Source organism: Collinsella sp. TM04-29, from assembly GCF_003466565.1.
Taxonomy (GTDB): domain Bacteria; phylum Actinomycetota; class Coriobacteriia; order Coriobacteriales; family Coriobacteriaceae; genus Collinsella.
In genome coordinates this window covers 1,123,426-1,139,793 of record NZ_QSPW01000001.1, presented here as the reverse complement: position 1 = coordinate 1,139,793, position 16,368 = coordinate 1,123,426, and the positions used below count along the sequence as shown (strand labels likewise).

Below are 16,368 nucleotides of genomic sequence, written 5' to 3'. Positions count from 1 at the left end.
ATAATGGACCTGTCCCTTTTGCGTGCGCGCCGGTATTTATTTGCCCGATGACGATCGCGGGGGACCAGCTTTTTATTGAACATGTCGAAAGGCTTTTCATGAGCGACTGCGAATCCATGTCTGCCGAGGTGCGCGGCCGCCTGCGTTCCATTCCCGCCGTTCACGAGCTGCTTGCCGAGTGGCCGGTCATGAAGGCTGCTGGCGATGCAGGCGACACGATGGTACGCGAGGCGATTGACGCCGAGCTCGATGCCGAGCGCGCGGCGATTCGCTCCGGCGCCCCTGCAAGGAACAAGCGCGAGCTCGCCTTGGCAATTGAGCAGCGGACCCATCGCCTGTCGCTGCCGACCCTGCGCCCTGCCGTCAACGCGACGGGCGTTGTGATTCACACCAATCTGGGCCGCGCTCCGCTCGCTCCCGCGGCGGTGCAGGCGGTGACCGATGTCGCCCGAGGCTACAGCACGCTTGAGTATGACGTCTCAACCTGCGCTCGCGGGGGCCGCAAAGAGCATGCCGCGCGTCTGCTGCGCACGCTCACGGGGGCGCAGGACGCCTTAGTTGTCAACAACAATGCCGCCGCGGTGCTGTTGGTGCTTGCCGCGCATGCCTTCGGCAAAGAGGTCATCGTGAGCCGCGGCGAGCTTGTCGAGGTGGGCGGCAGCTTCCGCATCCCCGACATCATGGCGGCTTCGGGTGCCAAGCTTGTCGAGGTTGGCTCTACCAACCGCACACATCTGGATGATTATCGAAACGCCATCACGCCCAACACGGCGATGATCCTCAAAGTCCATCCTTCCAACTACCGTATCGAGGGCTTCCACGAGGAGGTTTCCGTGGCGGAGCTTTCTGCGCTGGCGCATGAACATGGCCTGTTGCTTTACGAGGACCAAGGCTCAGGCGCTTTGCTTGCAGATGGGGTACTCGCCGATGCGGGGGAGAGGCCCACGTCCGTGTCTCTTGGCGCCGGCGTTGACGTCGTCTCGTGCTCGGGCGACAAGCTGCTCGGCGCCTCGCAGGCGGGCATTATTCTCGGTAGCGCCCAAGTAATCGCCGCCTGCGCTTCGCATCCGCTCATGCGCGCGCTTCGTCCCGGCAAGCTCACACTCGCGGCGCTCGAGGCCACCCTGCGTCTGTATGTGGCCGGTCCCGATACGGCACATCGTGAGATCCCGGTGCTCAACATGCTTTCCGGCGCGCCGGTTCCGCTTGATCGTCAGGCCAAGCGCCTGCACGACCGCATGCTGCGCAAGCTTCGCGACTCTCAGTTCGAGGAGGCGGTGGAGCTGCAGGTTGTCGAGGGCGCCTCTGCCCCGGGCGGCGGGTCGCTGCCGACCGTCGAGCTCCCAACTTTTTGCGTTGCCGTTTGCCCCGTCGATGGGCGCCTGTCCGCCGATGGCCTAAAGCGCGCTATGGTACAGGAGTCCGATACGCCGGTCGTGACGCGCGTGCAGCATGGTCAGGTACTGTTTGACGTTCGCACGCTTTTGCACGATACCGACCTTGATCTGTGCGCGTCCGCGTTGACCGATGCCGTGCGGGCGGGTTTGCATCGATGAGTGCGCGCGAGCTTGTCGAGTGTCCCGTTGTCGTTGGAACGGCAGGACACGTCGACCACGGAAAGTCGGTCCTTATCGAGGCGCTGACCGGCAAAAATCCCGACCGCCTGGAGGTCGAGCGGCGCCGCGGCATGACCACGGAGCTCGGTTTTGGCGAGCTGGCGCTGCCGAGCGGCAAGCTTGTCGGCTTGGTCGACGTGCCCGGGCATGCGCACTACCTGCGCGCGATGGTACAGGGTGCCACCGGCGTGGGCGTTGCGTTGCTGGTGGTTTCTGCCGTTGAGGGCGTGATGCCGCAGACGCGAGAGCACGTGTACGTGTTGGAGCTGTTGGGCGTGAGGCACCTCGTGGTGGCGCTCACGATGCGCGATCTGGCCGATGACGAGACGGCGGAGCTCGCCGAGCTCGACGTGATGGACTTCCTCAGCGATACCGTCTTTGCCGATGCGCCCGTGGTGCCTGTTTCCTCGCGCACGGGCGTGGGCATCGAGGACGTTCGCCTTGCCCTCGATGCCGCCATCGACTCTTTCCTGGCCGATGCCGCATCCCGCCCGGTGCGCCCCGGTCTGGCCCCGCGCCTGCCCATCGACCGCTGCTTCACCATCAAGGGATCCGGGACGGTCGTCACGGGCACGCTTCACGATGCCCCCGTAGCGGTGGGCGACGAGCTCGTCTCATGTCCCGCGGACGTGCGCTGCCGCGTGCGCGCGATTCAGGTGCATGGTGATACTCCTCGGGCGTTGCCCGGACAGCGCGCGGCGCTCAACATCGTGGGCGACGGTGCGGGCGACCTTCCGCGTGGCGAGGTCCTCTGCGGGTCTGGTGCCGAGGGCTCGACGCTCAGGCTCATCGCCCGCTTCACGTATCTGGGGCGCGAGGGCACCAAGCCCGCGCCCTTCGAGTCCGGTACGCGCGTGCATGTGATGGCGGGCACGGCGGAGGTCCTCGGCCGAATCATGCTCATGGAGGGTGAGGGTCCTATTGAGGCTGGCGAGACCCGCATCGTGCAGGTCCGTCTGGAGGAGCGCCTTCCCGTGCGATCGGGCGACGGCCTCATTGTGCTCGCGTTCTCGCCGGTGGTGCTTATCGGCGGCGGTCGTGTTCTTCTTTCGCGGTGTCGCCGCTCGCGCGTCCTCTCCGCGGGCGAGTGCGCGCTGCTCGGGGCCCTGGATGCCGACGACCGCGCCGCCGCCGTTGCCGCATGGTTGGGGCTGCAGCGCCTGCCCGTGTCTGCCGCGGCCGCAGCCCGTGCTCTCGATCTTTCGGGTGCCGAGGCGGCTGCGCTCCTGCACGGGGCGGTTTCCTCGGGTGACGCCGTGGCGCTTCGTGCCGAGCGCTCGACCGAGGAGCTCTATGCCGCCCCCGCTGTGCTCGATGCCGCCCTCGCCACGCTCTCCGTCACGCTGGCCGCCATGCACGGGGCCGCGCCCAAGCAGACGGGTTTCACGCCGGGCGAGGTCGCGCATGCCGCCTGGCCGACAGCGGGCGAAGACGTCGCGTCCGCGCTCGTTCTCGAGGGCTGTGCGCGCGGCGTGTGCACCGTCGACGGTGCCGAGGTGTTCGACCCGCACTCTGCCGCTGCGGCGATACGTGTGGTGCGCGAGGCGAGCCAGCGCATCGTGGCCGCCCTCGACGAGGCGGGTCTCGGTGCGGCGACGCTGCCCGAGGTGGGTGAGCGTCTGCAGCTCGATCGCGACACCATGACGCGTGCCCTGCGCGAGCTTTCGCTCAACCGCGCGATCGTTAAGATCGAACGCGACGTTGCCCTGTCCGCCGCCGCGGATGCTCATGCGCACGAGCTTGTTGCCGCCGCTATCGAGGCTGCCGGCGGTGCTGCCACCACGAGCGTGCTGCGTGAGGCCCTGGGCGTGTCGCGCAAGCGTGCCATCAGCATCCTGGAGCATCTGGATGCGGTGCGTTTTACGGTGCTCGACAAAGAGGCCGGCGGCCTCAGATCGCTTCGCTAGGGCTCCGAATCGCCGCTCGCCACAAAACCTGCCTATCTACTACGTTTAAGTGACTACCCTCGACCATTTCAAAAACCGCAAAAACAAAACCGCAGGTAGATGACTTGCCGATGTTACGAAAAAGTGGGTATGGCTAACCCTTGCTGGTTAAACGTAGTAGATGGGCCGTTTTCGTGGCGCGACACTGCGCGTTTGGTAAAATACCGCCACGTTTGGGAACGGATGGGCTCCGGTGGGCCCCGCGGTCCTCAAAACCGTTGTGAGGCGTGCAAAACGTCTTGGATGTGTTCGATTCACATACGTTCCCGCCAACGCATCCTGCCAACCACCACAAAGGTGCCTGTCCTCTTTGTGGTGGTATGGACCATGTGGACGAAACAGCTTCGAAACACGCGATTTGTACGTCGGGTGCTCAAAAACGCTTCTACCTGCATCGTAATCAAAACGAAACATCTGCTCGTCGGCTTATGCGAAACTTTGCTGCAACAGTGCGATATTATCCATACTCGATAAAGCTCACGGCGCATGGGGCGCCGCGAACGACACCTTTCTTTTCCATCAATTGGAGGAAGCATGAGCTACACGCAGAAAGTTCTCGAAGAGCTCAAGGCCCGCTATCCCGAGCAGCCTGAGTTCATCCAGGCCGCGACCGAGATCCTCGGCACCATTCAGCCGGCGCTCGACGCCCACCCCGAGTACGAGGAGGCCGCCCTGCTGGAGCGCCTCGTCGAGCCCGAGCGCATCGTCATGTTCCGTGTTCCCTGGGTCGATGACCAGGGCAAGGTCCAGGTCAACCGCGGCTATCGTGTCGAGTTCAACTCTGCCATTGGACCCTACAAGGGCGGTCTGCGCTTTAACCCGACGGTCACCCTGGGTATGCTCAAGTTCCTGGGCTTGGAGCAGATCCTCAAGAACAGCCTGACCACCCTTCCCATGGGCGGCGGCAAGGGCGGTTCCGACTTTGACCCCAAGGGCAAGTCCAACAACGAGATCATGCACTTCTGCCAGTCCTTCATGACCGAGCTCTATCGCCATATTGGCCCCAATACCGACGTTCCCGCCGGCGACCTGGGCGTTGGCGGCCGCGAGGTTGCCTACATGTTCGGTCAGTACAAGCGCCTGACCAACGAGTGGACCGGCGTCCTTACCGGCAAGGGCCTCTCCTTTGGCGGCTCGCTCGCCCGTACCGAGGCCACCGGCTACGGTCTGGTCTACTTTGTGGACGAGTACCTCAAGAGCCGCGGCGAGTCCTTCGAGGGCAAGAACGTCGTCGTTCACGGCTCCGGTAACGTCGCCATCTACGCGGTCCAGAAGGTCGCCCAGCTCGGCGGCAAGGTGCTGGCCTGCTCCGACACCCACGGCTGGGTCGAGGACCCCGACGGCATCGACTACACCGTGCTCGAGCATGTCTATAACAAGAAGCGCTCTGGCCACGACAAGGGCGTCACGCTCGCTATGTACGTCGACGAGAAGCCCAATGCCACGTGGCACGAGGGCGACGGCCGCGGCGTGTGGCAGCTGCCCTGCGACATCGCGCTGCCCTGCGCTCGCGAGAACACGCTGCTGCTCGAGGACGCCCAGGCGCTCGTCGCCAACGGCTGCAAGGTGGTCGGCGAGGGCGCGAACATGCCCACGACCATCGAGGCCACGACCTACTTCCAGGAGAACGGCGTCGCCTTTATGCCCGGTAAGGCTGCCAACGCCGGCGGCGTGCTCGTGTCCGGCCTGGAGATGAGCCAGAACGCCGAGCACCTGTCCTGGACCTTCGAGGAGGTCGACGGCAAGCTCGAGCAGCTCATGCGCGGCATGTTCCACAACGTGGACGACACCGCCAAGGAGTATGGCCAGGAGGGCAACTTCGTCATGGGCGCCAACATCGCCGGCTTCCTGAAGGTCGCCGACGCAATGCTCGCCCAGGGCGTCTGCTAAATTCAGCTCGACATAGCTCCGTACAGCACCAGCTGATGCGTCTAAGGCTCCCGGCAATTCCTGCCGGGAGCCTTTTTCTATGGCGGTGAGGGTCGTGCGCCCTCGTTTGGTACACTAAGAGGTACTGGACAAGTAAAGAGATGGGGGAGAACGTGCTCAAGTTCGGTACCTACGTCCGTGTTGGAAACGCGGCCGAAGCCTATGAGCTCTTGCAGAAAAACCGCAACAACAAGATTGTGGGCGGCGGCATCTGGATGCGCCTTGGTTTGCGTCGCGTGGCGACGGCGATTGACCTTTCGGCCTGCGGACTCGATCAGATCGAGGAGACCGAGACCGAGTTTCGCATCGGTGCCATGTGCACCCTGCGCCAGCTCGAGCGTCATGCCGGGCTCAATTCGCTTGTCAACAATGTCTTTGAGTTTGCCGTCCACGACATCGTGGGCGTGCAGCTGCGCAATACCGCCACGGTGGGCGGCAGCATCTACGGCCGCTTTGGCTTCTCGGACGTGCTTTCGGCCTTTTTAGCGCTCGACTCGTACGTTGAGCTGACGGGTGCCGGCCGCGTGCCGCTGGCTGAGTTTGTGAACATGGGCTACGTGCGCGACGTGATCGAGCATGTTGTGGTCGTCAAGCACGAGTACCGTGCGAGCTACGAGGCCGTGCGCAAGGCCGCGACCGACTTCCCCTCGCTGAACGTCACCGCCGCTTGGTGGGACGGCTCCTGGCACGTCACCGTGGGCGCCCGCCCGCTGCGCGCAACCCTGCTGCAGGGCGAGGCGTGTGGCCTCACCAGCGAGCAGCCTTCCGAGGACGAGCTGCGCGCCCTGGCCGCGTCCGTGCGTGCCCTGAGCTACGGCACCAACATGTGGGGCTCGGCCGACTACCGCCGCCGCATCTCGGCCCCGCTCGCCGTCCAGGCCGTGCGCCGCGCCGCCGGCATCGAGCTTTCGGCCGCGCTTGCCCGCGAGCTCGAGACCGTTCAGGTCCCCAAGTTTGCCACGGACGAGTATTCCTGCCGCCGCGTGCCCGGCGTCGATTCTAGCGAGGTGCGCTAATGGCTGCCAAACTCATCGATCTTTCCTTTACGCTCAACGGCCGCAAGGTCAAGGTTCAGATTGCCCCCGACACCATGCTCTTTGTACTGCTGCGCGAGCAGGGTTGCGCGTCGGTGCGCTGCGCCTGCGAAACCACCAACTGCGGCCTGTGCACGGTGTGGCTCGACGGCGACCCGGTGCTGAGCTGCTCGGTTCCCGCCGCGCGTGTCGAGGGCCGCTCGGTTACCACGCTCGAGGGCCTCAAGGCCGAGTCCGAGGCGCTCGCCCACGCCATGGCCGCCGAAGGCGCCGAGCAGTGCGGTTTTTGCGCCCCCGGCCTCATCATGAACGTGCTGGCGCTCGCCCGCGCCGCCAAGGAGGACCCGAGCCTCGTCGCCACGCGCGAGGAGCTCTCGCGCCAGCTGGCCGGCAACCTCTGCCGCTGCAGCGGCTACGAGAGCCAGCTGCGCGCCATCGTCCGCTTCCTCAACGAGTCTGGCGTACAGGTGGGCTTCGAGATGCCCGAGCTGCCCGTCAACGACACGAGCTCCGACGGCGTCTCATACAAGCAGATCACCCACAAGCAGCCCAAGAAGGACTCGAAGGCCCTGCTCGAGGGTCGTCCGGTCTACACCGGCGATATGGTGCCCGCCGGTGCGCTCATCGTCAAACTCAAGCGCAGCCCCTATGCCCGCGCCAAGATCCGCTCCATCGATACGTCGCGCGCCCTGAAGGTGCCCGGCGTGGTGGGCGTCTACACCTACGAGGACGTTCCCAAGCGCCGTTTTACCATTGCCGGCCAGAGCTATCCGCAGCCGAGTCCCTACGACCGTCTGATTCTCGAAAACCTCGTCCGTTACCAAAACGAAGAGGTGGCGATCGTCGCCGCCGAGACCGAGGAGGCCGCCGATAAGGCGCTCAAGCTCATCAAGGTCGACTACGAGGTGCTCGAGCCCCTGCTCGACTTTACCCAGGCGCTCGATAACGACATCGTGGTCCACCCCGAGGGCGACGTGACCTTTATGTTCCCGCAGGGCGGCGATGTTCCGCGCAACCTGGTGTGCAGCGGTACCAGCGATTATGGCGATCTGGACGAGGCCTTCGCCCAGAGCGACATCGTCTTTGAGCGCACTTACACCAGCCAGGCCACGCAGACCGCGCCCATGGAAACCTTCCGCGCCTTTGCGACGACCGACGCCTTCGGCCGCATCTCGGTGACCACCTCGACGCAGGTGCCCTTCCACGTGCGCCGCATGGTCGCGCAGTCGCTCGACATTCCGCAGTCGCAGGTGCAGGTCATTAAGCCGCGCATCGGCGGCGGCTTTGGCTCCAAGCAGACGGGCTGCTGCGAGATCTTCGTGGCGTTCGTCACCCAGCAGACCGGCCGTCCGAGCTACTGCTGCTACACCCGCGAGGAGACCATCACTGCGGGCAACTCGCGCCACCAGATGCAGATGACCGTTAAGCTGGGCGCCATGAACGACGGCACCATCACGGCTATTGATCTGCACACGCTGTCCAACGCCGGCGCGTACGGCGAGCACGCTACCACAACGATCGGCCTTTCGGGCCACAAGAGCCTGCCGATCTACAACCATGTGAAGGCGAGCCGCTTTAGGTGGGACGCCGTCTACACCAACACCAACCGCGGCGGCGCGTATCGCGGCTACGGTGCCACCCAGGGCCAGTTTGCCGTGGAGAGCGCCGTCAACGAGCTTGCCGACATGCTGCACATGGACCCCGCCGACCTGCGCCTTAAGAACATGGTGCACGAGGGCGAGGTCATGCCGCAGTACTACAACGAGAAGCTCAACGCCTGCGCGCTCGACCGCTGCCTGCTGCGCGCGATGGACATGATCGGTTGGCGCGACAAGCCGCTGGCCGTCGACCTGGGCGACCGCGTGCGTGCCCTGGGCTGCGCGCTCACCATGCAGGGCTCGGGCATCTCTAACGTGGACATCGCCGGCATCGACATGCGCCTGGAAGAGGACGGCTTCATTACCATCGGCACCGGCGCCACCGATAACGGTATGGGCGTCGACACGATCCTGGCGCAGATTGCCGCCGAGGAGCTGGGCGTGGAGAGCTCGTTGATCGTGGTGCGCGGCGTGGACACCGACGTGTCGCCGTTCGACGCCGGCTCGTACGCGAGCTCGGGTACGTACGTGACGGGCCTGGCAGCCAAGAACGCCGCGACCGAGCTACGCCAGAAGATTTGCGCCAAGGCCGCCCAGATGTGGGACGTGGACGCCGCCGACGTGGTCTTCGACGGCCAGTACGTGCGCCTGTCCGACGAGCGTGCCGCGCGCGAGCAGAACCGCTACCTCACGCTGCGCGACTTTGCCAACCTGTGCGTTAAGAACATCGAGGGCGGCGACGCGCTGACCTCGCATGCCTCTGCCAGCCTGCCCGTTTCGCCCCCGCCGTTTATGGCCGGCATTGCCGAGGTCGAGGTCGACAAGGCAACCGGCAAGGTGACCGTGGTGGATTACGCCGCGGCCGTCGATTGCGGCACCGTGATCAACGAGGCGCTCGCGCGCGTCCAGGCCGAGGGCGGCATTGCCCAGGGCATCGGTCACGCGCTCTACGAGATCGTCGAGCATGACGACCGCGGTCGCCTGCGCACCGGCAACTTTATGAGCTACAAGCTGCCTACGCGCCTGGATATCGGCAGCATTCGCGTGGCCTTTGAGCCGAGCTACGAGCCGACGGGTCCGTTTGGCGCCAAGTCGATCGGCGAGGTCGTCATCAACACGCCGCTCGCCGCCGTTGCCTCGGCCGTGGCGCACGCGACCGGCCATCAGGTCCGCTCGCTGCCGATCACGCCCGAGAAGGCCCTGCTGGGGGAGTAGCGGGTCGGCGAACAAGTCGTAATGGGCGGGGCGGGGCAACTCGCCCCGCCTTTCGCACTCGTGGTGAGGTCGTGAGCCTGTAAAACGTGTGCGTGCGCTTGTCGTTCGTATCTGCTATCATTCCTAGTCTGTGCGCTCATGCGGGCGTGGCGGAATTGGTAGACGCGCCAGATTTAGGTTCTGGTGGGATTCCCGTGAAGGTTCGAGTCCTTTCGCCCGCACCAACGCATCTGCGTCGGCTTCGGCCGTCGCGACTCTTTGTTGCATAAAGGTACCAGCACCTCAGATAAGCTGGGCAGTATGAGGAGGAACGTGTTGAACATCACCGCTTCTGACGTCAAGGACGCCAAGCTCACCGCTACGGTCACCATCCCGGCCGCCGACGTCGACGCCGCGATCAAGAAGGCCTACAAGGACACCGCCAAGAAGTACCGCTTCCCGGGCTTCCGTGCCGGCAAGGCTCCCCGTCCGGTCATCGATTCCGCTCTTGGCGCCGAGGCTACCCTCGCTCAGGCCACCAACGACCTGATCGCCGCCAACGAGCCCGCCGTCCTCAACGAGCTGGACATCGTCCCCACCAAGAGCGGTGACTACAAGGAGCTCGACCTCGCCAAGGATCACGAGGACTACACCTACACCGTCGAGTTCTCCCTGCGTCCTGCTGCCGAGCTCTCCTCCTTCGACGCCGTCGAGATCGAGATGCCTCCCGCGGAGGTCACCGAGTCCGAGATTAACAACCAGGTCGAGATGCTCCTCAACTACCGCGCCACCTTCGAGGACGTCGAGGGTCGCGCCGTCGAGGCCGAGGACTACGTCACCGTCGACCTCAAGGCCGTCGAGAACGCCGACAACTTCGCCGCCGAGGGCCGCATGCTCATCGCCGGTAGCGACAGCAATCCCAAGGAGTTCAACGAGGCCCTGATCGGCGCTAACGTTGACGACGTCAAGACCGTCACCTGGACCGACGAGGTCGAGGAGGACGAGGAGGCCGAGACCCACACCGTCGAGGTCACCGTCAAGGGCATCAAGGTCCGCAACACCCCCGAGCTCACCGACGAGCTTGTCAAGTCCGACTTCGGCTTCGACAGCATCGACGCCATGCGCGACGCCATCAAGATCGAGATCGAGCAGGACAAGGCTTCCCGCCTGCCGGCCGAGAAGGAGAACCGTTGCGTCTCCGCTCTCGCCGAGCGTCTGCAGCTCGACGAGATGGACGCCGACTACGAGCAGTCCGTCTTTGAGGAGCTTGGCCAGAACTTCCTGTCCAACCTTGCTGCCCGCGGCATGACCCTGGACACCTGGCTGCCCGCTTCCGGTCTGACCATGGAGCAGTTCATCGGCGACCTGCATAAGCAGGCCAACGACGTTGCCCGTGAGTCCCTGGCTCTGGACGCCCTCGCCCGCGAGCTCAAGATCGAGGTCACCGAGGACGACATCAACGCCGAGTTCGAGAAGGCCGGCGTCAAGGACGTCGAGGCTTCCAAGGCCGAGTTCATCGCCGATGGCCGCATGCCTGCCGTCCGTGAGTCCATCCGTCGCTCCAAGGCCGTCGATCACCTGGTCGAGAATGCCAAGGTGACCGAGGTCGACGAGACCGCCAAGGACGCCGAGTAATTCTCGCCACCTTGCCCACGAGCGCTTGCGTGCGCTCGTGATGGGGTAAAGTTATAAGCCGGTTATCCGGTTGCTTCGTACGGTGCCAGCCAATGCATAGCATGCGGGCACCGTACGTTTGTCTAGAACCACTATTGGTCCGTAAGAGAAATGGAGATGCGTATGATCGCTAAGTTCGATTCCGCCCTCGTGCCATACGTTATCGAGCAGACGCCGCGCGGCGAGCGCAGCTACGATATCTATTCGCGCCTGCTCAACGACCGCATTATCTTCTTGGGCGAGGAGATCAACTCCGTCAGCGCCAACCTGGTCGTTGCCCAGCTGCTGCATCTTGAGAGCCAGGATGCCGAGAAGGATATCTCGCTCTACATCAATTCGCCCGGTGGCGAGGTATACTCCGGCCTGGCGATTCTGGACACCATGAACTTCATTAAGCCGCAGGTCTCCACCATCTGCGTCGGTATGGCCGCGTCCATGGCCGCCGTGCTGCTTTCGGCCGGCGCCAAGGGCAAGCGCTTCTGCCTGCCGCACTCCAAGGTCATGATTCACCAGCCCAGCGGAGGTGCGCAGGGCCAGCAGACCGAGATCGAGATCGTGGCCGAGGAGATCAAGAAGACCCGTCGCGAGCTCAACCAGATTCTGTCCGATGCCTCGGGCCAGCCAATCGAGAAGGTCCAGGCCGACACCGAGCGCGACAACTACCTGACCGCTGCCGAGGCCCTCGACTACGGTCTGATCGACCGCATTGTCACCTCGCGCGACCTCGCCGCGAAGGACGCCTAGGATGGCCGGTAACATGCAGGATAACTTCGACGAGAGCGGCAACCCCATCCGCTGCTCCTTCTGCGGAAAAGAGCAGGGGCAGGTTCGCCGCCTTGTAAAGGGCCCGACCAATATCTTTATCTGCGACGAGTGCGTTGCCGCCTGCTCCGAGATCCTGGAGGAGTCGCTGGCTTCGGACTTTATGGATGCTGCCCGCAACGGCAAGCTGCCGGGCTTCCTCAATGATCACGGCCAGGCCGCGTCTCAGCCCGCTGTGGATCCCGAGGCCGAGGGCTTTGAGCTCGAGGACGACCGTCAGGTCATCACGCACGTGCCGACGCCGCACGAGATCTATGATGAGCTTTCGGCCTATGTTATGGGCCAGGAGGACGCCAAGCGCGCCATGTCGGTGGCCGTGTACAACCACTACCGACGCGTGATCGAGGGCGGCGCCGCGGTGTCCGCCTTTGACGAAGCCTCGGGTATGGGCGGCCAGTTTGACGACGATATGGACGAGGTGGAGCTCGCCAAGTCCAACATTTTGCTGCTCGGTCCCACCGGTACCGGTAAGACGCTGCTGGCCCAGACGCTCGCGCGCATCCTCGAGGTGCCGTTTGCTATCGCCGACGCCACCGCGCTTACCGAGGCTGGTTACGTGGGCGAGGACGTGGAGAACATCCTGCTCAAGCTCATCAACGCCGCTGATGGCGACATTGAGCGTGCACAGGTCGGTATTATCTATGTGGACGAGATCGACAAGATCGCCCGCAAGGCAGAGAACCTCTCCATCACCCGCGATGTTTCGGGCGAGGGCGTTCAGCAGGCACTGCTGAAGATTCTTGAGGGCACGGTGGCAAGCGTTCCGCCCACCGGCGGCCGCAAGCATCCCCAGCAGGAGCTGCTGCAGATCGACACGACGAACATCCTGTTCATCTGCGGCGGTGCCTTTGTGGGTCTGGACAAGATCATTGCCGATCGCGTGGGCAACAAGGGCGTGGGCTTTAACTCCGAGATCGCCGGCCCCACCTCGGTCGACGAGAACGACCTGCTGCGCCAGGTGCTCCCGCAGGACCTCAACGCCTTTGGCATGATCCCCGAGTTCGTGGGCCGTACGCCCGTCGTCACCCAGACGCAGGCGCTCGATGAGGACGACCTGGTGTCGATCCTGACCGAGCCCAAGAACGCCGTGGTGCGCCAGTACCGCAAGATGTTCCAGCTCGAGGATGTCGATCTTGAGTTTGAGGACGCGGCCCTGCACGAGATCGCCCGCATGGCGCTCGCCCGCAAGACCGGCGCCCGCGGCCTGCGCGCCATCTGCGAGGACGTGCTGCAGCAGACGATGTTCGACCTGCCCAGTGAGGAAGGCGTCACCAAGGTCGTCGTAACCGAAGCCTCCGTAAAGGGCGAAGAGCAGCCCCAGCGCATCTACGGCTAAAACCTGTCAAAACGTTTTTGTCGATAGCCTCCGACCACCCGCGGTCGGAGGCTATTTTATATATACGCAATAACCCCAACTACCTGTGCTATTCTGTGTGTTTGTTTAAGCCTCGGCAAAGTCAATTCAGACTGAAGTAATCGATACCTAAGGGGAGGAATGTAGGCCCGATTTTCGTAGATTCCGCACGAGCCGAAGACCACTTAATGTGGTCTTCGAGCGAGCCCAGGACCTGACCGAGCGAAAATCGGGCCTACATTCCTCCCCGACGGGCAAGGGAGAGATATATGGAAGAGATGCCCAAGAACTACGATCCGTCGACCAACGAGCCGGCGATCCTGCAGAAGTGGCTCGACGGCGGCTACTACAAGCGCCGTGAGGGTGTGGGCGACTGCACCGTCACCATTCCGCCTCCCAACGTGACCGGCAAGCTCCACATGGGTCACGCCACCGACGACTCCATCCAGGACGCCATCATTCGTATGGCCCGCATGCGCGGCAAGTCCACGCGCTGGGTGCTGGGTACCGATCACGCCGGTATCGCCACGCAGACTAAGGTCGACAAAAAGCTCAAGAGCGAGGGCATCAGCCGCCTGGAGATTGGCCGCGACAAGTTTGTCGACGCCTGCTGGGATTGGACCCACGAGTACGGCGGCATCATTGTCGAGCAGATCAAGCGTATGGGCTGCTCCGTCGACTTCGACAACGAGCGCTTCACCATGGACGAGGATTACGCCCAGGCTGTGCGTAAGGTCTTCTGCGACTGGTACCACGACGGTCTGATCTATCGTGGCAAGCGCATCGTCAACTGGTGCCCCAACTGCACCACCGCTATCTCGGACGACGAGGCCGAGTACAAGGACGAGAAGGGCCACTTGTGGCACCTGCGCTACCCGCTGACCGAGCCGGTCAACGGCCAGGACTACATCGTCGTCGCCACCACGCGCCCCGAGACCATGCTCGGCGACACGGGCGTCGCCGTCTCCCCGAAGGATCCCGAGAAGGCCGCCTTCGTGGGTAAGACCGTCAAGCTCCCCATCGTCGACCGCGAGATCCCCATTTTTGAGGATTGGCACGTCGACGCCAACTTTGGTTCCGGCTTTGTTAAGGTCACCCCGGCACACGACCCCAACGACTACGCCATGGGTCAGGCCCACGACCTGCCGCAGATTAATATCTTTGACGAGCACGCGGTGGTCGTCGAGGGCTACGGTGAGTTCACCGGCATGAACCGCGACGAGTGCCGCGAGGCCGTCATCAAGTGGTTCGACGAGCACGGCCTGCTCGATCACGTCGAGGACCTCGACCACTCCGTCATGCACTGCTACCGTTGCGACTCCGCCCTGGAGCCGTGGCTGTCCGAGCAGTGGTTCGTGGCCGTCGACAAGCTCAAGGGACCGGCGCTCGACGCCGTCAACTCCGGCAAGGTCACCTTCCACCCCGCGCGCTGGACGCAGACCTACACCACCTGGATGGAGAACCTCAAGGACTGGTGCATCTCGCGCCAGCTGTGGTGGGGCCATCGCATCCCCGTGTTCTACTGCGAGGACTGCGGCTGGGAGGACGCCCTGACCGAGGACACCGATGTGTGTCCCAAGTGCGGCGGCCATCACGTGCATCAGGACGAGAACGTGCTGGACACCTGGTTCAGCTCGCAGCTGTGGACCTTCGCCACGCAGGGCTGGCCGCAAAAGCCGGAGCTGCTCGAGGGCCATCACCCCACGACGGCGCTCGTCACCGCACGCGACATCATCGCGCTGTGGGTCGCCCGCATGGTCATGAGCTCGCTGTACTTCTTGGACGAGGTGCCGTTTAAGGACGTCGTCATTTACCCGACGATCTTGGCCAAGGACGGCAGCCGCATGTCCAAGTCCAAGGGCAACGGCGTTGACCCCATGGACCTCATCGGCATGTACGGAGCCGACGCCATGCGCTACAACCTGCTTACGCTGTGCACCAACAACCAGGACGTCAAGTTCGACGCGAACATCGACAAGAAGACCAAGAAGCTTATCGACAGCCCGCGCACCGAGCAGGCCAAGTCGTTTGTGACCAAGATCTGGAACGCCAGCCGCTTCCTGCTTATGAACATGGAGGGCTACATGCCCGGCGAGCCCGTCGTGGAGACGCCGGCAGACGCCTGGATGTTCAGCCGTCTGGCCAAGGCCGTAAAGATGGTCACCGAGGGCATCGAGAAGTACACCTTTGGCGATATGGCCCGCGGCGTGCAGCAGTTCTTCTGGAACGAGGTCTGCGACTGGTACGTCGAGGTCACCAAGGCCCGCCTGAAGGGCGAGGGCCGTCTGCAGGCGCAGCGCAACCTGATCTTTGTGCTCGATACCTCCATTCGCCTGATGCACCCGCTCATGCCGTTTGTCACCGAGGAGATCTGGGACAACATGCCGGCGAGCGTGCTCGACCTGGATGCCGAGGGCAACGTGGATCGCGCCGAGGCGCTCATGATCGCCAAGTGGCCCGAGCCCGCCGACTACGCCAAGTACGTCGACGAGCCCGCCGAGCGCGCGTTTGAGCTGTGCCGTACCGTCGTTTCCGCCGCCCGCGCCACGCGTTCGCGTTATCGCTTAAGCCCCAAGGCGGAGCTCGACGTGGTCGTGCGCGCCGGTGCCGAGGACATCGAGAAGCTCGAGAGCCTGCGCTCCACGATTGAGCCGCTGGCCAACACGGCTTCGCTGGTTATGGGCACTGACGTTGAGAAGCCGGCGGCGAGCATTGCCGTGGTCGACAGCGGCGTCGAGGTCTTTGTGGTTCTCGAGGGCAAGGTTGACCTTTCGGCCGAGAAGGCGCGCCTGGAGAAAGAGATTGCCGCGGCCCAGAAGGAGCTCGCCGGCTGCGAGAAGACGCTCGCCAACGAGGGCTTTGTGGCCAAGGCCGCGCCCGCGGTGGTCCAGAAGAAGAGGGACCGTGCAGCTGAGCTCAAGGAGATCCTGGCGGCGCTGACTGCTCAGGTTGCTGACTTCTCGTAAGGTTTACTCTGGGGCGCGTCCCGACGCTTTGCTCGCTACTGCGGACACCTATTCCGCCGTTCTAACGAACGGCGGCTGACTCGACGCTGCAAACGCCTCTGATGGCCAATCTGCCGTTCAACTTCGGGCGCATGGGCATAAGCCCTATGCGCCCTTGTTTCACGGCACCTTGGCTCATCAGAGGCGTTTTCGCTGACTATCCTCAACCTATACTGTTTTATTTTTCTATGAATGG

Annotated in this window: 9 protein-coding genes and 2 tRNA genes; all 11 read left to right on the top strand. The window is 63.8% G+C overall.

The features are described from left to right. Nucleotides 1–98 precede the first annotated feature (98 nt). The 11 genes from selA (at nucleotide 99) to DXD39_RS05125 (ending at nucleotide 16,133) form a co-directional block, all read left to right on the top strand. Nucleotides 99–1,556, top strand: coding sequence for an L-seryl-tRNA(Sec) selenium transferase (gene selA, locus DXD39_RS05170; protein WP_158565443.1), 1,458 nt, complete (start codon nucleotides 99–101; stop codon nucleotides 1,554–1,556). Continuing rightward, entirely contained in the window at nucleotides 1,508–3,523 is a 2,016-nt protein-coding gene (selB, locus tag DXD39_RS05165; RefSeq protein WP_147348088.1) for a selenocysteine-specific translation elongation factor, read from the top strand. The genes selA and selB overlap by 49 nt, the downstream gene beginning before the upstream one ends. A gap of 214 nt (nucleotides 3,524–3,737) precedes the next feature. Further along, a tRNA-Sec gene (locus tag DXD39_RS10150) sits at nucleotides 3,738–3,834 on the top strand. Between the two features lie 262 nt (nucleotides 3,835–4,096). Continuing rightward, complete coding sequence (gdhA, locus tag DXD39_RS05160) at nucleotides 4,097–5,452, top strand: NADP-specific glutamate dehydrogenase (protein ID WP_117803333.1); 1,356 nt, start codon at nucleotides 4,097–4,099, stop codon at nucleotides 5,450–5,452. A gap of 140 nt (nucleotides 5,453–5,592) precedes the next feature. Then, nucleotides 5,593–6,507, top strand: a complete 915-nt coding sequence (locus DXD39_RS05155) for a xanthine dehydrogenase family protein subunit M (protein ID WP_117803332.1) — start codon at nucleotides 5,593–5,595, stop codon at nucleotides 6,505–6,507. Next, nucleotides 6,507–9,338 (top strand): molybdopterin cofactor-binding domain-containing protein, encoded by a 2,832-nt coding sequence (locus DXD39_RS05150; RefSeq protein WP_117803331.1) that lies wholly within the window; start codon nucleotides 6,507–6,509, stop codon nucleotides 9,336–9,338. The genes DXD39_RS05155 and DXD39_RS05150 overlap by 1 nt, the downstream gene beginning before the upstream one ends. Before the next feature lie 140 nt (nucleotides 9,339–9,478). Then, nucleotides 9,479–9,562: transfer RNA gene (locus DXD39_RS05145), tRNA-Leu, on the top strand. Nucleotides 9,563–9,650: 88 nt separating this feature from the next. Continuing rightward, nucleotides 9,651–10,952, top strand: coding sequence for a trigger factor (gene tig / locus DXD39_RS05140; protein ID WP_233541108.1), 1,302 nt, complete (start codon nucleotides 9,651–9,653; stop codon nucleotides 10,950–10,952). A 162-nt stretch (nucleotides 10,953–11,114) separates the two neighbouring features. After that, nucleotides 11,115–11,735, top strand: coding sequence for an ATP-dependent Clp protease proteolytic subunit (locus DXD39_RS05135; protein WP_022095182.1), 621 nt, complete (start codon nucleotides 11,115–11,117; stop codon nucleotides 11,733–11,735). 1 nt (nucleotide 11,736) lies between these two features. After that, the gene (clpX, locus tag DXD39_RS05130) at nucleotides 11,737–13,149 is read left to right on the top strand and encodes an ATP-dependent Clp protease ATP-binding subunit ClpX (RefSeq protein ID WP_117803329.1); all 1,413 of its coding nucleotides are present in this window, start codon (nucleotides 11,737–11,739) and stop codon (nucleotides 13,147–13,149) included. A gap of 287 nt (nucleotides 13,150–13,436) precedes the next feature. Then, a complete protein-coding gene (locus DXD39_RS05125) occupies nucleotides 13,437–16,133 on the top strand; it encodes a valine--tRNA ligase (RefSeq protein ID WP_117803328.1) in 2,697 nt (898 codons plus the stop codon). Nucleotides 16,134–16,368: the final 235 nt, after the last annotated feature.